The sequence below is a fragment of the Bacillus sp. 9.4 genome, from assembly GCF_055486415.1.
Genome location: NZ_JBVFMU010000006.1, coordinates 155,494 through 177,902, shown reverse-complemented (window position 1 = coordinate 177,902; position 22,409 = coordinate 155,494). Strand labels below are relative to the sequence as shown.

Genomic DNA, 22,409 nt, shown 5'->3' with positions numbered 1-22,409 from the left:
CATCCTAGTCTGGAATATATGAAACAGACAAGGTTACCCTAAAAGTCACAAGCACTTATTGTGACATTAAAAAGCAGGGTGAGTCTCTATGAATAAACGCGACAAAGCGCTTCAGCTCATCAAAGAGCTTGAAGACAATCAGGACAGACCGATCTCTCCCAATTTGAAGGAAAACCTCGATAATCTGACCTTATTAACAGAAGGCTGTTCAGACATCGTATTTAGACAATTTGACTTTGGAAACGGGCTGTGCGGATTTATTGTTTATATCGAAGGAATTGTAAAATCTGAACATATTCAGGATCACGCCCTCCGCCCTTTCTTAATGCATTTGACGGATCAAATAGATGAACATGAAGAGGCGCTGCAAAATACTCTATCCATTTCAAGTGTTGCAATAGAAACGAGTATGAGCAAAGTGGCTGCATCCATCATTGAGGGGAACGCGGTTTTATTTGCCGACGGGCACTCAAAAGGGCTGATCTTAAATATAAAAAGCGGACAAAGAAGAAGCATTGAAGAGCCGATAACAGAATCGACCATCAGAGGGTCAAGAGAGGGCTTCACTGAAAGCCTCAGGGTCAATACCGCTCTTGTGCGCTTTCGCGTCAAAACGTTTCAGCTTAAAATGATCTCGTTTAAAATCGGCACGAAAACCAAAACCGATGTTGTCTTGGCCTATATTGACGGGCTTGCCGATCCAAAGGTCATTGACAAAGTAAAAAAAAGAATCAAAAAGATTAAGATTGATGCTGTCTTAGAAAGCGGATATATTGAAGAGTTTATCGAAGACGACACGTACTCACCATTCCCCCAGCTGCAATACACAGAAAGGCCGGACACCGTCGCCGCTCAGCTTCTCGAAGGCCGATTTGCCATTTTCACAGATAATACGCCCTTTGTCTTAACAGGCCCGATTACGTTTTGGCAGCTTATGCAGGCCAGTGAAGATTACTATGAGCGTTATTTGATGTCTAACTTAATCCGCTGGCTTCGCTATATGTTTTTATTCGTTGCTTTATATTTGCCGGCTATTTATGTTGCCGTTATTACATACCATCAGGACTTAATGCCGACAAACTTAATGTTCAGTGTGGCCTCTGCGCGTGAACCGATTCCTTTCCCCGCCATCATAGAAGCATTGATTATGGAAATTTCTTTTGAGGCTCTCCGTGAGGCGGGAGTGCGCCTGCCGAAAACCATCGGCCAGACCGTCAGTATTCTCGGGGCCCTTGTCATTGGGACAGCCGCTGTTGAAGCGGGAATTGTGTCTGCCCCCATGGTGATCATCGTATCGTTAACAGGGATCGCGTCATTTACAATTCCGCGATTTAACTTAGCTATCTCCATCAGGATGCTTCGTTTCCCGCTTATGTTTTTGGCGAGTATTTTCGGGATTTTCGGCATTATGCTCGGCACGATTATCTTAGTACTCCATTTATGCAAGCTGCAATCTTTCGGCATTCCTTATTTATCCGGCATTTCTCCGTTTAAACGAGATGAAGTAAAAGATATTTTTGTCAGGGCGCCTTGGTGGACGATGACCAGAAGGCCGGGCACGTATTCGCGCGGCAACGGACAGAAGGGAGCGAAAAGAGAGGACCCAAAAGATGAAGAAAACAATATATAAGTGTGTTGTGCCGCTTCTCATTTGTATCCTTCTAACGGGGTGCTGGGACCGGACAGAAATCAATGACATTGCATTTGTTGTCAGCTCAGCCATTGATAAGAAAAAAGATCAATATCGAGTAGCCTTGCAGATTCCCTTGGTCGGCCAATTAGGCGGACAAACAGGGGGCGGCGGCGGAACTGCCGGTTCAAAAACATGGTATGTTGATTCAGCTTCCGGCACTACGATCAGAGAAGCGAACAACAAGCTGCAAACCTCCTTGTCACGGACAATCAATACGTCCCACAGACGTACAGTCATTATTGGAGAGGATATGGCGAGAGACGGCGTTGCCCCAGTCTTTGATATTTTAACGCGAAATCCGCAGAACAGATTAACGGCGCTCATTTTAGTCAGCCGGGGAGAAGCGCGGGACATTTTAAACACCGATGTCCAGCTTGAACAGTTTCCGGCGGAAATGATTCGGGAGCTGGCCATTATCGCAACGAGCCGCCCCGTTTTTTTAAGCAGATTCATGTCTGATCTAGTAGAAATAGGCAGTGATCCGTATGCACCGGTCATCTCTGCATCTAAAACAAAACCTGGAGGGAAAGGCAAATCTAATTTGAAAATTGACGGGCTTGCGATCTTTAAAAAGGACAGATTGATGGATATTTTCAAAGATGAACACATGACAGCAGCCCTGATGTTGCTGAATCAAGCCCGCCAGCCAGAATTCATAGTAGACCTGCCGAATCAAATGGGGCAAGCATCCATTCAGCTTCAAAAGTCCAATGCATCCTTTCATGCCGCTGAAAAAAACGGAAAGCTGTCAATGACAATCGAGATCAGAGCTAAAGGAATTATTATGGAAAACCAATCAACCTATGAGACGAGAGAAAATGACCAGTATTACATCATTCAAAAAGCACTAAACAGAACCATAAAGAAGGACGTGACCAGCACCGTTCATCGTTTGCAAAAGCTAAAGGCGGACCCGGCCGGCTTTCAAGACCGGACTATTAGAAGCACGGCAACCACGAAGAATCTGCTGAAAAAGGAATGGGAAGAGGTATATAAGGATATGGAGGTTCACGTCGTCCCAATTGTGACCATTGAGCAGGGCGGTGTCCTATACAAAACGATCAGCCATTAATGGAGGTGCGTCAGCATGATCAGCTATATCGTACAGACATTGATTGTGTGCATTGCCATATACGCATATGAATGGAAGAATTTTCGTTCCGCTAACAATCTAACAAAATGGGCCTTCAGCCTGCTGATTGCAGGAAGTGCTTTTCTATGGATTTATATGAGAGTGAATCCCCTGCTTCCGCGGCTGGGGCACCTGTTTAAATATATTCCGTTTTGAACATGACAGAAAGGATGTGCTTTATGGACAAGACCTCTGCATACCAAGGATTATTTTTCGGAGCTCTGTATACGTTAGCGGTCGGATTAAAGCATGCTCCGATTCTCATGATCGAATCAGCAAAACAAAATGCCTGGCACAGCTACATCCTCGGCGTTGTCATCGTGATTCCGGCACTCTGGCTCATGCATAGGCTGATGAAAAAGCATCAGGATAAAAATATCTATGAGCTGCTGAGCGATTCCTCACCAATCGCAGGCCGGATTATCATTTTACTGTTTTCTTTGTATTTCCTGTTAATCAATGCTCATGATATACGTTTTTTCATCAATTTGATTAACATTTTATTTCTCCCGAGAACACCAATGGCTGTTCTTGGCGGTGTTATTATCTTTGTGGCGATCTGTATTGCCAGAGAGGGAAAAGAAACATTGACCAGAATGGCGCAGATATTCCTATTTCCATTCGGCATCCTGGTCTTGTTCCTTCCATTTACGCTGGCCACACAAATTGAGCTTCAAAACTTGACGCCTGTTTTTGAAGGTCTAATCCCATACCTTCAATCAGGCTATTACGCGTTTGGGACAATGGGGGAATTGATTATCCTTCCGCTTCTCTTCTCAAACCGGAGCGTCCCGCTAAAATACACCATTTTCGCGATACTGCTGGGCGCTTTATTGCTGGCCGTGATGTTATTTTCTTCAATTTCTGTCTTTGGTCCCAACCTGACATCTACTTTCTTTGATCCTGCTTATATGGTCATCAGGCAGATCCGCATTACGGATTTTCTGGATCGCTCAGACCTGATCATCGCGGCCTTTTGGATTCCGGTCATTATGGTGAAGATAGCAGGTTCCCTATATATCGTGGTATACGGCCTTTCGTTTTCACACTCAAAAATCGACCCGAAGGCCATGTATACACCAATCGGCATGTTCTCAGTCGTATGCAGCTTTTGGTTCTTTTTAAATACAAATCAGCTAATCGACTTTAACAGAATCAAACCAATCATTAATGTAGTGATTTCTCTTTTGCTGCCTTTACTCATTTATTTGATCATAAAAAGCAAAGCGTTGTTCGGCGCCAAAGCAAAGCACTAGGAGTTTTTAGCTTCTTTTGTTTGATAAACAGGATTCTGTTTTGTTTTTCTTATATCTTTCAGGTAGTACTGTTCAGATGTAAAGAATTCGGTGTACAGCGCTTTTACCTTTCTGCTCAATAACAACAGCGCAATCACATTTGGAACGAGAATAAAAGCCAATGCTAAGTCCAAAAAGCCCCAAATGGCTTTTGCTCCGCCTGCGGCACCTATGATAATAGCCGCTAAATAAACGAATTTGATCACGTGTCCTGCCAGCCGCCCGAACAGAAATTCAGCTTGCTTTACGCCGTAAAAAATGACAACCATAATGGTTGATACGACAAAGAAGACTAGGGAAACCGAAACGAAGTACCCTCCGCCAGAACCGAAATAATGCTGAAATGCAGCCGTCGTCAGTGCTGCCGGGTCAATTGAGGCGTTCTTCCCTGTCCAGACACCAGATGCAAGAACGACAAAAGCGGTGGTCGTGCAGATGATCAAGGTGTCAATGACAATGCCGATCACAGACCAAAACCCTTGCCGCACAGGATGATCAGTCATTGCTGCCGCATGTGCAATCGGGGCTGTTCCCATTCCGGCTTCATTAGAATAAAGCCCGCGGGCAAATCCCCAGCGAACGGTTTCCGCCAACGCAGCACCTGCGAACCCTCCAACTGCTGAAGAAGAGGTAAACGCATTTGAAAAGACGAGAGAGAAAAACGCCGGCACTGATGATAGATTCATGAGAACAATCAGGAGACCGGCACCTGCGTATGCCCCTGCCATAAGAGGCACGACAAACTCTGTTACTTTTCCGATCCGCTTTACCCCTCCTATCACCACTAACCCAATCAAAAATGCAATTCCGATTCCTGCGTATATTTTATTGAAAGAAAACGTCTCGGCAAGCGAGACTGAAACCGAATTTCCCTGAACCATAATGCTGGGAATCAGCTCCACAATCAGCGCAACAGAGAAGAATACGCCGAGCCATTTCATGCGCAGCCCTTTTGTTATGTAATACATCGGTCCCCCGACGTATTCACCCTGCTCATTTTTTTCTCTGTAATGAACAGCAAGAACACTTTCAGAAAACTTAATCGCCATGGCAAATAAGGCAATCAGCCACATCCAAAAAACCGCTCCCGGTCCTCCAAACATAATAGCGGCGGGCACACCGACAATGTTCGCTGCACCGATCGTTGAACTGAGGGCTGAGGTCAATGCCTGAAGCGGTGTGACTGTGCCCTCTCCCTTCGGCTTTTTTCCTACGCTGCCGATTGTCTGTTTGAAAATGTATAAAGGATAGCGAAATTGAAAACCTTTCAGCAAAATTGTGAAATACAACCCCGTCCCCGTCAGCAGGATGATTAGCGGCGGCCCCCACAGCCAATCAGATATATGCTCTATCCATACTAATAGACGTTCCATCCCATCACCCTTTTTTCGTTTATGGGTCATTTCCCATAGATGGAAAAACATAAACCTTTTGACATAGAACTTGGAACATAAAAAGGATGGCTTTTATCAATCGCCATCCTGCAGACAAGACAAATCAGCTGGAAGAAGGTCTGTTTCGTCCAAGCCGGTCATATACTTTATTCTTATAAAAAGCGGATGCTGGCTTTGAAAACATGCCTTTTTTGTCGACAAGCTTATCAAGCAGCAATTGCTTTTCAGATTTTTTCCTGATTAATTGCTCGCGTTCTTTTTCGTCATAGCACTTTTCGATTAAATGGTCGATGGTCATAAGCTCTTTTTTGAGAGCGCCCTCGTCCTCTGCCATTCCCGCGTTTTTCAAAATACGATAGCCCATGCGCAGCGATTCCGGCAAGTGTGCCGCGTCATCCTTCGGCAGCGGCTTCCCCATTCCCGGGAGGTTTTGAAAGTCCCCGTCTTTGATGGCGCGCTTAATTTTATCTTCAGACACAATATGGGAAAAATCCATCATTTCACCTCTTTTTATCTATACCTTATATTTTATCATACAATTCCCAATGTACCATTTTATTCCTTTATTTCTAGAAAGATACCTTGTTTTACATTTGGTAATATCAAAGCGAAACGTTGATTCGACGGCGTTTTTCGCCACTTTCTCCATCATACGATTTTCACTTTTCTAATCTGCTGATTCGTGTTATATTGGATACGTTCGTTTTTTCTATCGTTTCGCTCGAACTGGATCGGAAAAAAGGAGTGTAACAATGAAAACATTTATAAAAGAAAGAGGACTGGCCTTCTTCTTAATTGCGGTCGTCCTGTTATGGATCAAAACGTATGTCGGTTATGTCCTGAACTTCAACTTGGGAATAGACAACACGATACAAAAAATATTGCTTTTTGTGAATCCTCTTAGCTCAAGCTTGTTCTTTCTTGGCTTTGGACTCTTGTTCAAGAAAAAATTACAGCAGACAGCCATTATAGTGATTCATTTTTTAATGTCTTTTTTACTGTACGCCAACATTGTGTACTACAGATTTTTCAATGATTTTATTACAATTCCGGTCATTATGCAGGCTAAAACAAACGGCGGCCAACTCGGTGACAGCGCATTTTCGCTGATGAGACCGACTGACGCCTTTTACTTTATCGATACGATCATCCTGATCATCTTGGCGATCAAAGTAAACAAGCCTGCCGAAACGTCAAGCAAAAAATCGTTCCGAATTATTTTTGCGTCTTCAATTCTTGTGTTCTTGATCAACCTGGCAGTTGCGGAATCAGACCGTCCTGAATTGCTGACAAGATCATTCGACCGGAACTATCTTGTGAAATACTTGGGAACATACAATTTCACGATTTATGACGCTGTACAGAATATCAAGTCCAACAGCCAGCGCGCGCTTGCCGATTCCAGCGACGTAACGGAAGTAGAAAACTACATGAAAGCCAATTACGATGTGCCGAATAACGTGTATTTCGGCAAAGCGGAAGGAAAAAACGTCATTTACGTTTCACTTGAATCTTTGCAGTCATTTATCATCGACTATAAAATTGACGGCAAAGAAGTGACACCGTTCTTAAATAAACTGGCACATGATAACGAAACGTTCTACTTTGATAACTTTTTCCACCAAACGGGACAAGGCAAAACATCTGATGCTGAATTTATGATGGAAAACTCTCTGTACCCGCTGGCTCAAGGTTCAGTTTTCGTAAACAAAGCACAAAACACGCTGCAATCCGTTCCGGCGATTCTGAAGTCTAAGAATTACACATCTGCTACTTTCCACGGGAACACGCAGACGTTCTGGAACCGTAACGAAATGTACAAAGCGGAAGGCATTGATAAATTCTTTGATTCTGCTTACTATGACATGAACGAAGAAAACACGAAAAACTACGGCATGAAAGACAAACCGTTCTTCAAAGAATCAATGCCGCTGCTGGAAAGCCTGCCGCAGCCGTTCTATACGAAGTTCATTACCCTGTCTAACCACTTCCCATTCGGAATGGATGAGGGAGATACAGACTTCCCGGCTGGAGACTTTGGTGACTCTGTCGTCGATAACTACTTCCAGTCAGCCCATTACCTTGATCAGTCTATTGAACAATTCTTCAATGATCTGAAAAAAGACGGGTTATATGATAAATCGATTATTGTGATGTACGGAGACCACTACGGCATCTCTGAAAACCACAATAAAGCGATGGCGAAAGTGCTTGGCAAGGATGAAATCACTGATTACGACAACGCCCAGCTTCAACGGGTGCCGCTCTTTATCCACGCTGCCGGCGTGAAGGGCGAGAAAGTTCATAAATATGCCGGAGACGTTGATGTGGCTCCTACCATTCTGCATCTGCTCGGAGTGGATACGAAGGACTATCTGATGTCCGGTTCTGATATTTTATCGAAAGAACACCGTGAAGTGATTCCGTTCCGAAACGGAGACTTTATTTCACCGAAGTACACGAAAATATCCGGTAAGTATTACGACACGAAAACCGGAAAAGAACTCGATGAATCCGAAGTCGACAAGTCAGAAGACTCGCTCGTCAAGAAGGAACTTGAAATGTCCGATAAAATCATAAACGGAGACCTGCTGCGGTTCTACGAGCCAAAAGGTTTTAAGAAGGTGAATCCTTCTGATTATGATTACACAAAACATGACGAAGATTCTTCCGAAACGTCAAAGGATAACGAAGATAAATAAGAAAAAGCGGAGAGGTTGCCCTCTCCGCTTTTTTTATTTGACAGCAGCTCTCAATTCTTCCGCCGCAAATTCCACATTCGGGCCAATAATGACTTGAACCGATTGCCCCCCTGATTTGACAACCCCTTTTGCGCCTGCTTTCTTTAGCAGCGCTTCATCCACCAAAGCGGTATCCTTCACAGTCAGTCGCAGCCTTGTGGCGCAATGATCTATGGTTTGAAGGTTTTCTTTTCCGCCGAGCCCTTTCAGCATGATGTTTTCATTTACATCCTGAACAGTATTTTCATCCAGCACTTCATCCACATCATCGTCTTCCCGTCCAGGCGTTTTTAAATTTAAAGCCTTAATCAGTACATAAAACACGATAAAGTATACTGCCGCATAGCATATACCTACCAAAAGCAGAAGCAGCGGTTTTTCCGCAATTCCATAGCTGAGCACATAATCGATAGCTCCGGCTGAAAAAGAGAAGCCTGAGCGGATGCCGAGCCAGTTGACGATAAATAAAGATAACCCGGTTAAGACCGCGTGAACAGCGTATAAAAGCGGAGATAAAAACATAAATGCAAACTCAATCGGCTCCGTAATCCCTGTGATAAACGCCGTTAAAGCAAACCCAATCATCATCCCAGCCGTCGCTTTCCGTTTAGACGGCTTCGCAGTCACAACCATAGCCAGACACGCCGCCGGAAGACCGAACATCATGATTGGGAAGAATCCCGTCATATATGTGCCCGCTGTCGGATCTTTCGCGAAAAAGCGCGCCAGATCCCCTGTCACTCCGTTATATTCTCCGAATTGGAACCAGAAAATATTGTTCAGCACATGGTGAAGGCCAAGCGGAATTAACAGCCTGTTGAAAAGGCCGAATATGCCTGCCCCGATGCCGCCGAGCCCGAGCATCCATTCTCCAAACGAGTTGATACAAGATTGAATCGGCGGCCAGACGACTCCGAATATGCCCGCTAAAATGATCGTAATAATGGCTGTTATAATCGGCACAAGCCGTCTGCCACTGAAAAATCCGAGATATTCAGGCAGCTTGGTATCCTTGAAGCGGTTATAGGTGTAACCGGCAATTAAACCGGCAATAATTCCCCCAAACACCGCCATGTTATTTGTTTTATCAATTGTCTTTGTTGCCGCGTCAAGCATCAGATACGATATCGCCCCTGATAAACCCGCGGCCCCATTGCTGTCTTTTGAAATGCCGATGGCAATTCCGATCGCAAAAATAAGCGGCAGATGATCAAAAACCGCCGTCCCCGCCTGATAGACAAACGGGATATTAAATACATCCTCTCTGCCAAGCGCAAGGATAATTCCAACCGCAGGCAGAACTGCAATCGGGAGCATAAATGACTTCCCGAGTTTTTGTAAAAATGAAAGCATACCCATCCCCCTCATACCCTTTTTTTTCAAATATACCATATAAGATATCTAGTGATCTATACCAATTTTCCCGAGGGTATTTCTTTTTTCCCAGGCCCGTGTGTTTCCTATTTTTAAGACAGTTGTGGTAAGCTTAATCTAGATTATTTAAAAAGAAAGCGGGAATGACAGATGATTGTAACAAACGATCAAGAATTAGAAGGCCTGAAAAAAATCGGAAGAATCGTCGCGCTTGCGCGTGAAGAAATGAAGCGGAAGGCAGAGCCCGGCATGAGCACAAAAGACCTTGACCTTATCGGAAAAGCTGTGCTTGATGAGCACGGCGCCGTTTCAGCTCCTGAGAAGGAATACGATTTTCCAGGCGTGACATGCATCAGCGTAAATGATGAAGTGGCTCACGGCATACCAAGCACATCCAAAATTTTAAAAGCAGGGGACCTTGTCAACATCGACATCTCCGCTGAATTTGGCGGCTTCTATTCCGACACAGGCATCTCATTTGTGCTCGGTGAAGGAGAAGAACGCCTTCATAAGCTTTGCCAATGCGCGGAAAACGCTTTTCAAAAGGGGCTTCAGCAGGCAAAAGCGGGCAAGCGCCAAAACCAGATCGGAAGAGCCGTTTATCATGAAGCACGCTCTCAAGGCTTTACCGTCATCAAAACCCTGACCGGCCACGGAATCGGCCGAAGCCTGCATGAAGCGCCGAATCACATCATGAACTATTATGATCCGTTTGATAACGCGCTGTTCAAAAATGGCACAGTCATCGCGCTTGAACCGTTTATTTCAACGAAAGCAGAAACGATTGTTGAAGCTGGCGACGGCTGGACGTTCAAGACGCCGGATAAAAGCATGGTTGCCCAAGTTGAACACACGATCGTCATCACAAAAGATGAACCGATTATCCTGACGAAACTGTAAAACACATTCCGGGCTTCCGGCAGGTTTAACCTCCTCCAATAGCAGGTAAAACATCATTATTCTGCACGAGGAGGTCTTGCAATGAACAGAGATCAAGAAAAAATCCAAATTGAAAACGAAATGAACGCGATGCATGGCACAATAAAAGAAGACATTTTAAAAGACTTTGATGAATTTAAAGGCTACCTGAAAAAACAAGTCAACCGAGGCAAAAAGCTGGGATTGGATGACGGCAAGCTTGTAAAAAGCGCTGCGATCTTGGGAGACTACCTTGCAAAGCATGAAGAGCCGCAAAACGGTGAAGAAATGCTGCTGCAAGAGCTTTGGAGCGTTGCAGACGAAGATGAGAAAGAACATTTGGCACAGCTTCTGGTCAAATTGGTTGATAAACAATAAAACATGAGCCGGGCGATATGCGCCCGGCTTTCTTGATATTGTCACAGCCCGGCTCTTTCAGATATGCTACACTACTATTATGTCTGTGAAAGGAGCCTTTATCTGCATGTGGTTTATTATTTTCGGCATCATTTTTTTCATTGAAGGCATCATTATGACCGTTTACGGCGTTAAGAAAAAAAACGGGATGCTCACATATATCGGCATTGTTTTCGCCATTATGACATTTGGCGTTATCATGATCAAACTAACCGGCCATTAAATCATATTCGGCTTTTGCTCCGCATATACATACAGAGGAACATTCGTACATCTAGTGCGAAAGGCTCAGTTTTCCCCGTATCTCTTTTCAGCATCTTTTTATAGATGTTACAATGCCAATCGTTTCGAAATCAGATAGGGAAAGGAGTTTTCTGACATGCATTACGGCAGTAAAGGCTGGTATGTGGCAGAACTAAAAAAGCAGGGGATCACGCACCATGAAGGAAGAAAGCTTCAAAGCTATAAAACCTATTTTCTTGCCAACCTGCTTGAATCAAAGAAAAAACAATCTTAAATATGGCAAAGCCGCGCACGTTGATATGCGCGGCTTTTTTCTATTCAACCGGCTGCAGCCTGTCCTTTTTTTTTCATAAAGGACGCTCTCCAGCTTTCCGATAGTGCAGCCTCACTTAAAATTCGTTCAATGGCGGTGAGATTTTTTGCATCATGGTAGTTGATGCGGTTGGCGAACTGGACGGATATGCCCTTCTCTCCTCTGGACAGCAATTCAAGGTTCGCGCCGGGAGACACCCTGCCCTCCTCCAGCACGCGAAAATAGAACCCTGTATAGCCGGTTTGCTGGACCTTCAGCACCATTTCTTTTACACCAAACTTTTTCGCCAGCTTTACACACGGCTGGCGCGGCTGGCTGACCTGAACAACAGCTTCATCAAGCTTGAACACATCCCCGATGCAAACATTCTCCTCAGTCAGGCCCGCGACCGTCAGATTTTCTCCAAATGCGGCATTTGACAGCGGTCTTGAAAGGAACTCTTCCCAAAACGGATAATGCTCCGCCGGGTAGACACAGACAGCCTTATCAGGTCCGCCGTGGTTGACGAGGTCCGCCTGTCCGTCGCCTTCAAAATTCTCCCGATACAGCATGACGGCTGATTCAGCCGGCCGCTTCATGATGCCGGTTTCGATTTTCTTTCCGTCATATTCAAGCGTCTGCGGTTTTCCCAGATTAAGAGAAAGAACTGAATAGCGCTCTGGTTTCATACAAACACATCCCCTTTACAGGTTGTAAAATGATTGATTATCATAAAAAGAAAAGGTGGTTTTTACATGCTTCAATACCGAATCATTGTAGACGGCCGGGTTCAAGGTGTGGGCTTTCGCTATTTTGTTCAAATGGAAGCTGATAAGCGAAAACTGGCCGGCTGGGTCAAAAACCGTGATGACGGGCGTGTCGAGATTTTGGCAGAGGGTCCGGAAAACGCCCTGCAATCGTTTGTTGAGGCTGTAAAGAACGGAAGCCCTTTCTCAAAGGTTACCGACATCTCTGTGACTGAATCCCGGAGCCTTGAAGGCCATCATCGATTTTCTATTGTTTACTCATAAGGCTTATCTTGATAAAAGTAATTCGGCTTAACGATTGAGTTATCATAGGAGCGGTGGAAGATATGAGTGGCAGCGGGTGAAATTGGCGGAATCAGCCACGTCCAGTCCCCCGTCAGCTTTCTGCCCGCTTCTTCCTCCTGTTCTTCAAACCGTTTAAACTGGCTTGCCGCTGTATGATGGTCAACGATGCTGACACCCTGCTTTTTATACGAGTGCAGCACAGCTTTATTCAATTCAACTAGCGCTTGATCCTTCCATAAATCCGTATTGTAATCAGCGGCGATGCCGATCACGGACGCTACTTTTTTGAGCTTGTCGTACCGCTTTTCATCTGCGAGGTTTCTCGCTCCGATCTCCGTGCCCATATACCAGCCGTTAAATGGCGCGGCATTATAATGAATGCCCCCGACCTCAAGCTTCATATCAGAAATAATAGGCACGCCGTACCACTTCAGCTCCAAATCAGAAAATGCGTCGATGTCCGGATGTGTGATTGGAACCTCAATCACAAGTGAACGCGGCAGCTCATACCAGACAGGCTGTTCGTCGCCTTTCATGCGAAAAATGAGCGGCAGCAGGTCAAAATCCGTTCGCTCTCCGCGCCAGCCGAGCTCTTCGCAGGCTGCTGTCAGGGAACAGGAAGCCGGGTCGCCGATTCTTTCTCCGTCTGACTCATATCCAGCGTACCGGATCAGCTGATGATTCCAGATCTCGACTTGCTTTTCACCCTTCTCTTCCGGAGGGAAAATCGTAATGGTCGGTCTGATTTTCCCGTTATTGGTGGCGGTTTCAATATGGTGAAAGAGGGCATCACGCACTTCCTCCTTCGTCCGGACGTCTCGTCTGTCGATAACATTCAGCGAATTCCAGAACAATCTGCCGATGCAGCGGTTGCTGTTTCTCCAAGCCATTTTCGCTCCGTGCTCCAGCTCTTCCTTCGTATGTACATAGCTTCCGGTCAGGTCAATTTCACTTTTAATGTCCTCGAGACGGTCTTTCACTTCCTCCTCCTTTCCCAATTCCTGATAGCATGCGGCAATAAACGCTTTCGCTTCGTTCCAGAGTATTTCTTTTTCTTCCAACAAACTCTCCCCTTCACATCACTTCATGCTTTTCATTGTATCGTTTTTAAGCGGCAAGACAAATGATTTTTCTGCAACTTCCTGGAAAACAATAAAAAACACCCGCGTGGTGCGGGTGTCAAATAGACGATAACCGATTTGCCAATTCAGTTAAGTCACTTCGAAAGTTTTTGCCGGTCATCGGTATGCCGTGCCCGGTCAATAACGCTTCCGGTTCAAGACCGGCCAGCTTTAGAATGGACTCCGCGGCCGTCTCTGTGTCAGGCGTGAAATAAGCCGGCGGACCGTGAAGCTCCTGTTTTTGTATCAAGACGTCAGCCATTTTCTCCTGTTCCACTGTAATAACAGCATCACCTGCCACAAGCACGCGGCCGTCATCGCGGAATAACGAAATATGACCCGGCGTGTGTCCTGGTGTCGCGATCCATATCCACTCGTCAAGAAAAGGGACTGAACCGTCTTCCGGCAGTGCCTGGACATGTGAGGAAATATCGATGGAGTGCCGCGGAAACAGCGGCGACAGCTTAGCGACCAGCCCGCTCTTGCTGTCAGGACGAGCCGGAGGATAATCCTCTTTACCTGTTACATAAGGCATTTCCCGAGAATGGATATAAACAGGCACATCCCAATGCTCAAGGATCTCTTCGATTGCCCCAATATGGTCAAAGTGCCCGTGTGTGAGGATAATCGCCTTCAGCTGAAACCCTTCACCGAATCTTTGTTTGGCTTCATTGACAATCATGCCGGCTGATTGGGGCATGCCGGCATCAATTAAAACAAATGAGTGAGGTTCAGAAGGCAGCTGAATAAAATAGACATTCGCAATTTGCACAGTCAGGCCGTGCACCCCTTTTGCCGCTTCGAACCCCGTTCCGCTTCTGACTGAAGTCAGTGGCATATAAGGATCACTCATAATGACACCTCCGGAATGTTGTATGCCGTTAGTGTGTGTCATTACGCCTGAATTATCATACGGAAATAGAGATCGCACCGATCAATAGAGCGATAGCCGTCATGACGATCACTGCGAGAACCGCCCATTTCAATGCGAATTTTTGATGGTCATCAATAGAAACTCCGACGAGTCCGACAAGCAAATGAGTGGATGGCACAAGCGGACTCAGCATATGAATCGGCTGGCCGATAATAGAGGCTCTGGCAATTTCCACTTTATCCACACCGTATGCGACAGCTGTTTCTGATAAAATCGGCAGCACCCCGTAGAAATACGCATCATTCGGCATCAAAAATGTGAAAATGCCGCTTGTTAAGGCAACAATCGCCGGGATCAATCCGCCCATTTGTTCCGGTATCATGGACACGAGCGAGATCGCCATTTCATCAACCATTTTCGTGCCTGTCAAAATCCCCGTGAACACCCCCGCAGCAAAAATCATTGAACCGATAGCCAGCACGTTGCTGGAATGCGCCGCGATGCGCTGTCTCTGATGCTCGAGATTGGGATAATTCACAATCAGCGCAATACAAAACGCAATGACAAACAGTACGGTTAAACTGACTTTACCCGATACTAAACATCCTATTAAAGAAAGCGTTAACAATAAATTGAACCACCAAAGCTTCGGCCGCTTCCACTCATCTTCAACCGCAGCAGCCGGTTCATTGGCATTGGCTGGCTGTTTCAGTTCAATCACACCAAGGCGCTTTCGTTCCGCTTTTCCAAGCACATACGCAACCGCCACCATACAAAGCATCCCGCTTGCAATGACAGGAATCATCGGCCCTGTTAGCTCAGCTGGATCAACCCCCAGCGCACTCGCCGCCCTCGGCGTCGCACCGCCCCATGGAATCGTGTTCATGATTCCCATGCCGACTCCCGCGATTCCTGCCAAGATAATTGGCCGGATGCCTAGCAGCAAATAGAGCGGAAGCATGGCGCTTGTCGTAATCATGTACGTTGTCGAGCCATCTCCGTCCAAGGCGACGAGCATTGTAAGAACCGCTGTCCCGACAACAATTTTTAAAGGGTCTCCTTTGACCATGCTTAAAATTTTGCCAACCATTGGATCAAACAGGCCTGTATCAATCATAATTCCAAAATATAAGATCGCAAACATAATCATGACCGCAGTCGGCGCGACTTGCTGAATCCCCGAAATCATCATGTCCCCAACTTCAGTAAATCCAAATCCGGCGATAAGCGCAAACACAATCGGCGTCAAAACTAATGCTGTTAAAACAGAAAGCCGTTTTGTCATGATCAATGCCATAAACACAAGCATCATGAGAAAGCCTAAGATTGCTAACACATCCATTCCCCCTTAAATGAATCCGCTTACATTTTTTTCTCCCTTACTCCCCTTTTTGTCTTGCCTTTTTGCCATCGTATGGGAAAACCAACCGCAAGTAAATAATTTGGTTTTTTTGTATTTTTAATTTTTTAAAACCGTTTTGTTCTTTTTGATCAATTTTCGGCATGAAAAAAATCCCGGGATGCCGGGATCTTAATTTCCTGTCATGATGCTTTGATAAAAAGCAGATTGCTCTTCTAAAAACCGTTTCGTTTCCCTGCTGTTTAAATAAAAGCTTTCCCAGTCCTGTTCGTTTATTTTCCGCTTCCATTCAGGTGAAGAGGTGACCTTCTTTAGCGCTTGATCCCAGTAAGAAATCTCTTCCTCAGACATATTTTTCGGGCCCAAAATCCCTCTCCAATGAGAAAAAACAAACGGGATTCCCTGCTCCTTCCACGTCGGTACATTTGGAAAACCGGGAAGTCTTTTATCAGATGTTACAGCGGCTAACGTGATATCGCCGTTTCGTTCATATGGTTTCGCTTCAGAAAGTGTCATGGAAGCCGCTTCTATCTCATGTCTGATCAGCGCCTGAATGAGCTGTTCGCTGCTGTCATACTGTGAGAATTGAATGTCAAACGGGTCAATGCCGTACATATCTGCCGCTCTGACGAACGAGAGCTGATCATCATTGCCAAACCCCGGGGCAAAGCCGATTCTCACCTTGCCGGGATGCATGTTGATCTCATTCAGCACATCTTTGCCATTTGTTAACGCTGATCCTTTTGGCAATGCAACCGTCTGCCATTCCTTGGAGAGAATGGCGAGCGGCGTAAAATCGGCCATTTTTAATTTGCTTTGCCCGAGAAGATCATTGCTCAATATTAAGCTGGACGTCATGCTGATGGTTTGTTTGCTGCTTTTGTTGACATATTTCCAGCCTTTCTCTCCCCCGCCGCCGGATTTATAGACGATATGAACATCATCCTTCACGATCTGCTTCTGTCTCAAAACTGATTGGATCGCCTGCGCTGTGACATCCCAACCGCCAGAAGGTTCGGCAGGGACGACAATTTCTATCGGCCCGTCCGGCAGGCGCGGCGCAGCCGCCTGCCTGATATCACCCTGCATAAAGATCAATAGAAAAATCAATAATATTATAGATTTTTTCATATCTAATCCGCCGCCAAATAATATTTTCTCTCCGGCCTGCCGATAATCCCGTATTCAAGCTCGGCTCTTGCTTCTTCCTTTGACACAAGGTACTCGGCATAACGGCGGGCAGTTGTTCGTGACGCCCCCATTTTTTCCCCAAGTTCCTCCGCTGTCAATCCTTCTGACGCAGTCTGAAGCGCTTCCTTAATTTTTCGCAGTGTAATCGAATTAATGCCAGTCGGCAAATCCTCTGCCGGCAAAGCTGTCTTCACACCGTTCCCAAAAATATGGTCGATCATGGATTGGCTGACCTCCGGCTGAGACATGAGCAGCTTCCTTTTTTCTTTATACTGAAGCAGCACCTGCCTGAACTTGTCAGCCGTTACGGGTTTGATCAAATAGTGGGCAATCCCTGCCCTTAGCGCTTCCTGCAAATGCCGGGTTTCTGTTGCCGCTGTGATAATCATAATGTCCACTTCAGGAAATCGGCTTCGTATTTCAGGAATCAACGCGGTCCCAAGCTCGTCCGGCATATAAATATCCAGCAGAAGCAAATCAGCCTTGTGTCCCTTCAAAAGCGCCAATGTCTCTTTTGCGTTAGCCGCCTTGCCGATAATCTTGAATCCATCAAGCTGTTTGATCAATCTCTCATGGATTTGCGCAACTCGAAAATCATCCTCCGCAATCGCGATGTGAATCAAATGGATTCCCCCTTTGTTTCTCCTTTGGTATAAATACAGTGAATACCGCCCCGCCAGTTTTTTGATTCGCCAGTTCGATCCAGCCGCCCAGTTCACGCACTGAGTCTTTCACATTGGCCAGACCGTAGCCTCTCTTCATCCCCTTTGAAGAATAGCCTCTCTCAAACACTTCTTCCATCTTATCTGGCGGCACACCGGGCCCTGTGTCTGATACTTCAATGACAATGTCATGGCCCATATCCGTGATAAAAAACAAAACTTCCTTCACGCTTTGCTCTGCTACAGCTTCGAAAGCGTTATCAATTAAATTTCCGATAATTGTAATAAGATGGGACAAGCCAATATGTGCAGGAAGAGGTGCAAGTGAGCTGTTCTCATCAATCACCAGCTTGACCTTCTTTTCCGATGCCTTGCTTATTTTCCCTAGCAAAATGGCCTGCACCTGCTGCGAATGAATGTTATGGAATAAAAGATCATGCTGTTCATTTTGTATCGCGTATTCCTCTTTAATCAGATCAATGGCTTCATCATACTCCCCAAGTTCGAGCAGCCCTAAAATCGCATAAAGCTTATTTGAAAATTCATGAGTCTGCGCCCTGAGATCCTCTGAATATTTGCGAACCTCTGTCAATGTGTCGATCAGCTTCTTCAGCTCTGTTTTCTCCCTGAAGCTGACGACAATTCCATACGCCTGCCCTCCTTGATTCATCACTTTCGTATTGATAATAAACACTTGATCGTTGACGCTTACCTCCTGGTTCGGCAGCATTTCTCCTTGTTCAAGCACAGACATCAGCCCTGCTCCCGGCATAACGTCATCTATAGGAAGATGGATCACAGGCTCGGGCAGCTTCAGCATCTCGGCCGCCGATACGTTCATCATGGTGACGACGCCTTCACGATTGGTGGCAATAATCCCTTCTCGAATCGCGAAAAGCATTGCGTTTCTCTCACGATATAGAGCCGCGATCTCATGTGGCTCAAGCCCGAGCGTATCCTTTCTGATGCTTTTCGCCAGCACGGCGGCGCCAATAAATCCGAGCAGCAGTACAAGCACAGCAATCACACTCAAATTTCTCAAATGCTTTTTGATGCTTTGCTCTGTCTCCGTTTGCAGAAAATCAACAGACACGCTGCCGATCACTTGGCTGTATCCCTTCTGTTCTTTTATAATCGGCGCGCTCCCTCTGATCACTCTTCGTCCATCCGCTTTTGTTTCAGAAACATGCGAACCGCCAAACAAAATTTCTCTGCTGCGCTCCAGTTTCTTTAATCCGCTTTTTCCAGAGGCGCTGCGAATGTCTCCTTTTTCGTCCAAAACATAAATGGCAAACGCGCCAGTCTGTTCTTTCATTTGTTCAATGACCTCTTGCGTCTGAGCCGCATGTCCGCCTTTTCTCTCAATGAGCTCTTTAACCGGCGGCATATAGGAAATGGTTCTCGCTGTTTGAACCGCCAGCTGCTCTGCCTGTCTCCGTTCTCCCTGTGTATGCTGAACGGCTAACGTAATGGTCAGCACACCAATGACAAAGACCAGCAGGGCCGCAATCAGCCCCATTATTTTTGTTTGCAGGGAAAAATGGAACCGCTTTTTCACCACAGCACCAGCCGTCCTTTCTACCTAGATCATACCATTTTTCACAGGAAATTTTCTCATTTTTCAAAATCCATTTTCTTGCGAAGGAGTGAAAATAAAAAAAAGGCAGACCGCGTCTGCCTTTTTCTTTCTACCATATTCCTAGTACTTTCCACCATAATCCGCCGATCACAAGCCATACGATGATATGAACAATCGACAGGATAAATCCGATGGACCACCATTTGCCTTGCGGGATGTAGCCTGCTCCGAAGAAGACCGGAGCCGCTCCAGAACCGTAGTGAGTCGTTGACCCGAACAGGTTACTGATGAACGCGAGGCTCAGCGCTGCTAAAAGCGGCGGTGCGCCCGCTGCCACGACGACAGCCAAAAATGCTGAATACATCGCACTAATGTGGGCTGTCGCACTTGCAAAGAAATAGTGAGAGTAATAATACACAACAATTAAAATGATGAATGCCACAATCCAAGAGAACCCTGATACGGATGATTTCATGGCATTACTGAACCAAGACACCATGCCTAATTCATTCAAGAAGTTGGCGAGCATGACAAGCGCCGCAAACCAAGTGAGCGTATCCCAAGCGCCCTGTTCTTTCTTAATATCATCCCAAGTCAGAACTTGTGATAATAAGAGAACGGACAAACCGATCAATGCGGTTGTGGTTGCGTCGATGTTGAAGCTGCCGCCAAAAATCCACAGCACGAGCACCAAAAGAAACACGATAACCATGGAAAGCTCTGATTTTTTGAACGGTCCCATTTCTTTCAGTTTTTCTGTTGCGATTTTCGCCGCATCCGGTGTTTCTTTGATTTCCGGCGGATACAGCTTGTAAATCACAAGCGGCGTGATGATTAAGCTTACAAGTCCCGGTACAATCGCGGCAATTGCCCAGCTTGTCCATGTTAAGTCCACCCCTGCGACATCATGGGCCAGCTTGGCAATCAGCGGGTTCGCCGCCATCGCTGTCAGGAACATAGCAGATGTGATCAGATTCCCCTGAAAACCGGTTTTTAATAAGAATGCACCGATTTTTCTCTCTGTTCCATTTGCCGGGCTTGATCCGAATGTTTCGGATAATGATCTGATAATAGGAAATATAATGCCTCCTGCACGCGCCGTATTACTTGGAATAGCAGGTGAAAGTATTAAATCACTGAATAGCAGTGAATAAGAAAGTCCAAGGGTTTTTTTCCCGAATTTCTGAACGAATACATACGAAATTCTCGCACCGAGCCCGGTTTTGATAAATCCCCGGGAAATAAAGAATGCGATAACGATAAGCCAAATGGTCTTATTCCCGAATCCGCTTAATGTATCCTCAATGGATAGTGTTCCAGTTAGTGCAGTAACCGCCAATGCAAAAATTGCAATTGCACCCATTGGCAAGGGCTTGGAGATAAAGCCGATAATTGTCGCGACAAAAATCGCAAACAAATGCCAAGCTTTAGGTTCAAGTCCGGACGGAGCGGGAATAAACCAGATGATTAGTCCCACAGCGACAGTAATAAGCAATGGAACAAGCTTTACTGCTGACTGTTTTCCTGCGTCTTTTTCTGAAGCCATAAATAGGTCTCCTCCTATATACTTGTTTTCCGATCCCCTTTTCCATTCTACTCCTTAACTAAGTTAATAAACATTTTAATTAATTAAAAAACACAAAGGTTAGCACCCTTTGTGTTTTTCACTTTCTTAATTTAATTTACCCGCACCCGCTTGATTTATAACATTTGATTTCACATTAGCAGAAGCATCAATCGATCCATGCAGAGACGGCGTCCAGCCGACAGAAGAGCTCAGCCCGTTTGCAGCCGATGCGTTGATCTGTGTGCCGTTCAGCAACGTGCCGGAGTCATATAAAGCCGTTCCCCCGCTGAATACGCTGATCGTTTTAGCAGCTGACAGTCCCGGTACGTCAATGACATTGTTTTGGGCATAGATTTTAGATGACTTTCCGATTCCCCATGCATAGCTGAAAGGATAACTTGAAGAGCTTGTGCTTCCTTCATAATAGTTGTTGTATACGTGCACTTGCCCGAAGCGGACTCTCGGCGCGCGCTGGACAATATTTTTGTAGCGGTTATGATGCAGCGTAATTTTTAATTTGCCGTCATCGGAGGTTTTGCTGTCACTTGATCCGAAAATGGAGCTTTTATCATGATCGTGATAATAGTTGTAGGACATCGTGATATAGTTAGCACCGTTGGAAGCATCCGTTTGGCCGTCATGGTGCTGATATTTTCTTCCATAATATTTCGGTGATGTGCTGTCCGGACGCGAACCGTCATTAAATGTACAGTGATCAATCCAGATGTGTGTGCCGCCGTTTATCGTGATGTTGTCGTATTGTGAGTTCCAGTTTCCTGAGCTTCCGTCAGTCGGATCCCATTGCGGAAAATAATCATAGGCATCCTGGAATTCAATGTTGCGAATAATGACGTTATCACTCTTGATTTGGAAGTTTCCTCCCACGACTTTAGCGTTAGTCCCTGAACCGACGATCGTCGTGTTTGCAGGGATATCCACCATGACCCGTGCTTTTTGGTTTTTCTGAGAGCGTGCTCTCGCTTCTTCTTGTGTTCCCGACGGCTCTTTTTTGCCCCATGTGCTAGGATCATAGGCTTTCAAATATTTGTCCAAATCATACTCCGGATCTTTATAGTCATTTAGACCAAGCGGCTTCAGATTGTCATCTACGTTCATGTCAATCGTTCCCTTGATATAAATGATTTTTGGCGTTGTGTTCGTTTCCTTCCCTAATGCCGAGACAAGCTGGTTTCTGTTGCTGACGGTATACACATTTGAGGACGATGCTTTTGACCCGCCTGTCGTGCCGGTCGAGTACGCGCCCCAGCCATCATTGGATCCCAACGTCTGGTGGCCTAAATCAGCTGCGTTCGCGCCAGCTGGAGTCAATCCTAAAAACAAAGCCGTAGCTAACATCACTTTTTTCATCCACTATGTACCCCCATTTTCTATTTTGTGAGATTTTATTCCAATTTATCACAAAAATATAATAGCAAATTGAGGGACATTCAGAACCGAAAATGTTCCGCTATCCTATTGCGGCATTCTGCAAAATGCCACCGCA

23 protein-coding genes and 1 pseudogene are annotated in these 22,409 nt (G+C 45.6%); 10 read left to right on the top strand and 14 right to left on the bottom strand.

Features of this window, described 5'->3' with window-relative positions; translation table 11 throughout:
- Positions 1-88: 88 nt before the first annotated feature.
- From ACZ07B_RS20230 to ACZ07B_RS20215, 4 genes are read left to right on the top strand one after another with little or no spacing between them, the layout of a single operon-like run.
- Complete coding sequence (locus tag ACZ07B_RS20230) at positions 89-1,630, top strand: spore germination protein (protein ID WP_134156903.1); 1,542 nt, start codon at positions 89-91, stop codon at positions 1,628-1,630.
- Positions 1,611-2,765, top strand: a complete 1,155-nt coding sequence (locus tag ACZ07B_RS20225) for a Ger(x)C family spore germination protein (protein WP_047182277.1) — start codon at positions 1,611-1,613, stop codon at positions 2,763-2,765. Before ACZ07B_RS20230 ends, ACZ07B_RS20225 begins: the two co-directional genes overlap by 20 nt.
- A gap of 15 nt (positions 2,766-2,780) precedes the next feature.
- A complete protein-coding gene (locus tag ACZ07B_RS20220) occupies positions 2,781-2,981 on the top strand; it encodes a hypothetical protein (RefSeq protein ID WP_003233686.1) in 201 nt (66 codons plus the stop codon).
- A gap of 23 nt (positions 2,982-3,004) precedes the next feature.
- Positions 3,005-4,081 (top strand): endospore germination permease, encoded by a 1,077-nt coding sequence (locus tag ACZ07B_RS20215; protein ID WP_464877595.1) that lies wholly within the window; start codon positions 3,005-3,007, stop codon positions 4,079-4,081.
- Here the strand turns inward: ACZ07B_RS20215 and ACZ07B_RS20210 are convergent.
- The 3 genes from ACZ07B_RS20210 to ACZ07B_RS20200 form a co-directional block, all read right to left on the bottom strand.
- The gene (locus tag ACZ07B_RS20210) at positions 4,078-5,493 is read right to left on the bottom strand and encodes an alanine/glycine:cation symporter family protein (RefSeq protein ID WP_015252561.1); all 1,416 of its coding nucleotides are present in this window, start codon (positions 5,491-5,493) and stop codon (positions 4,078-4,080) included. The two genes, ACZ07B_RS20215 and ACZ07B_RS20210, sit on opposite strands and share 4 nt — an antisense overlap.
- A gap of 124 nt (positions 5,494-5,617) precedes the next feature.
- Positions 5,618-6,010, bottom strand: a complete 393-nt coding sequence (locus tag ACZ07B_RS20205) for a DnaJ family domain-containing protein (RefSeq protein WP_003233692.1) — start codon at positions 6,008-6,010, stop codon at positions 5,618-5,620.
- An 18-nt stretch (positions 6,011-6,028) separates the two neighbouring features.
- The gene (locus ACZ07B_RS20200) at positions 6,029-6,166 is read right to left on the bottom strand and encodes a hypothetical protein (protein ID WP_086343571.1); all 138 of its coding nucleotides are present in this window, start codon (positions 6,164-6,166) and stop codon (positions 6,029-6,031) included.
- 100 nt (positions 6,167-6,266) lie between these two features.
- Here ACZ07B_RS20200 and ltaS point away from each other — a divergent pair, with 100 nt between their 5' ends.
- Positions 6,267-8,216 carry a lipoteichoic acid synthase gene (gene ltaS, locus ACZ07B_RS20195; protein ID WP_003233694.1) on the top strand — a complete coding sequence of 650 codons (1,950 nt, stop codon included), beginning with the start codon at positions 6,267-6,269 and terminating at the stop codon, positions 8,214-8,216.
- 33 nt (positions 8,217-8,249) lie between these two features.
- Here ltaS and nagE read toward each other — a convergent pair whose 3' ends face one another.
- A complete protein-coding gene (nagE, locus tag ACZ07B_RS20190) occupies positions 8,250-9,608 on the bottom strand; it encodes an N-acetylglucosamine-specific PTS transporter subunit IIBC (protein WP_014479158.1) in 1,359 nt (452 codons plus the stop codon).
- Between the two features lie 171 nt (positions 9,609-9,779).
- On the opposite strand from nagE, the gene map reads away from it, so the two are divergent.
- The 4 genes from map (at position 9,780) to ACZ07B_RS20170 (ending at position 11,481) form a co-directional block, all read left to right on the top strand.
- Positions 9,780-10,529 (top strand): type I methionyl aminopeptidase, encoded by a 750-nt coding sequence (map, locus tag ACZ07B_RS20185; RefSeq protein WP_003233698.1) that lies wholly within the window; start codon positions 9,780-9,782, stop codon positions 10,527-10,529.
- An 81-nt stretch (positions 10,530-10,610) separates the two neighbouring features.
- The gene (locus ACZ07B_RS20180) at positions 10,611-10,925 is read left to right on the top strand and encodes a DUF3243 domain-containing protein (protein ID WP_003233700.1); all 315 of its coding nucleotides are present in this window, start codon (positions 10,611-10,613) and stop codon (positions 10,923-10,925) included.
- A gap of 106 nt (positions 10,926-11,031) precedes the next feature.
- Positions 11,032-11,187: a hypothetical protein gene (locus tag ACZ07B_RS20175; RefSeq protein ID WP_464877594.1), complete on the top strand. Its 156-nt coding sequence runs from the start codon at positions 11,032-11,034 to the stop codon at positions 11,185-11,187.
- A 156-nt stretch (positions 11,188-11,343) separates the two neighbouring features.
- Complete coding sequence (locus ACZ07B_RS20170) at positions 11,344-11,481, top strand: YflJ family protein (RefSeq protein WP_003233704.1); 138 nt, start codon at positions 11,344-11,346, stop codon at positions 11,479-11,481.
- 40 nt (positions 11,482-11,521) lie between these two features.
- On the opposite strand, the pseudogene ACZ07B_RS20165 reads toward ACZ07B_RS20170, so the two are convergent.
- Positions 11,522-12,188, bottom strand: a pseudogene (locus tag ACZ07B_RS20165) (MOSC domain-containing protein).
- A gap of 66 nt (positions 12,189-12,254) precedes the next feature.
- On the opposite strand from ACZ07B_RS20165, the gene ACZ07B_RS20160 reads away from it, so the two are divergent.
- Positions 12,255-12,530, top strand: a complete 276-nt coding sequence (locus tag ACZ07B_RS20160) for an acylphosphatase (protein ID WP_003243829.1) — start codon at positions 12,255-12,257, stop codon at positions 12,528-12,530.
- Here the strand turns inward: ACZ07B_RS20160 and nosA are convergent.
- The 9 genes from nosA to ACZ07B_RS20115 form a co-directional block, all read right to left on the bottom strand.
- Positions 12,521-13,612 carry a nitric oxide synthase gene (gene nosA / locus ACZ07B_RS20155; RefSeq protein WP_440671356.1) on the bottom strand — a complete coding sequence of 364 codons (1,092 nt, stop codon included), beginning with the start codon at positions 13,610-13,612 and terminating at the stop codon, positions 12,521-12,523. The two genes, ACZ07B_RS20160 and nosA, sit on opposite strands and share 10 nt — an antisense overlap.
- Before the next feature lie 118 nt (positions 13,613-13,730).
- A complete protein-coding gene (locus ACZ07B_RS20150; RefSeq protein ID WP_129137515.1) occupies positions 13,731-14,525 on the bottom strand; it encodes an MBL fold metallo-hydrolase in 795 nt (264 codons plus the stop codon).
- Positions 14,526-14,580: 55 nt separating this feature from the next.
- The gene (citM, locus tag ACZ07B_RS20145) at positions 14,581-15,882 is read right to left on the bottom strand and encodes a citrate transporter CitM (RefSeq protein ID WP_003242978.1); all 1,302 of its coding nucleotides are present in this window, start codon (positions 15,880-15,882) and stop codon (positions 14,581-14,583) included.
- A 43-nt stretch (positions 15,883-15,925) separates the two neighbouring features.
- Positions 15,926-16,051 (bottom strand): hypothetical protein, encoded by a 126-nt coding sequence (locus ACZ07B_RS20140; RefSeq protein WP_003233716.1) that lies wholly within the window; start codon positions 16,049-16,051, stop codon positions 15,926-15,928.
- Positions 16,052-16,077: 26 nt separating this feature from the next.
- A complete protein-coding gene (locus ACZ07B_RS20135) occupies positions 16,078-17,037 on the bottom strand; it encodes a tripartite tricarboxylate transporter substrate binding protein (RefSeq protein ID WP_003233718.1) in 960 nt (319 codons plus the stop codon).
- Positions 17,038-17,039: 2 nt separating this feature from the next.
- Positions 17,040-17,720: a two-component response regulator CitT gene (gene citT / locus ACZ07B_RS20130; protein ID WP_038427522.1), complete on the bottom strand. Its 681-nt coding sequence runs from the start codon at positions 17,718-17,720 to the stop codon at positions 17,040-17,042.
- On the bottom strand, positions 17,692-19,320 hold the full coding sequence (gene yflR / locus ACZ07B_RS20125; protein ID WP_134156891.1) for a two-component sensor histidine kinase CitS: 1,629 nt from the start codon (positions 19,318-19,320) through the stop codon (positions 17,692-17,694). The genes citT and yflR overlap by 29 nt, the downstream gene beginning before the upstream one ends.
- A gap of 127 nt (positions 19,321-19,447) precedes the next feature.
- Positions 19,448-20,884, bottom strand: coding sequence for an anion permease (locus ACZ07B_RS20120; RefSeq protein WP_015383080.1), 1,437 nt, complete (start codon positions 20,882-20,884; stop codon positions 19,448-19,450).
- 126 nt (positions 20,885-21,010) lie between these two features.
- Complete coding sequence (locus ACZ07B_RS20115; protein ID WP_003244025.1) at positions 21,011-22,273, bottom strand: pectate lyase; 1,263 nt, start codon at positions 22,271-22,273, stop codon at positions 21,011-21,013.
- Positions 22,274-22,409 lie beyond the last annotated feature (136 nt).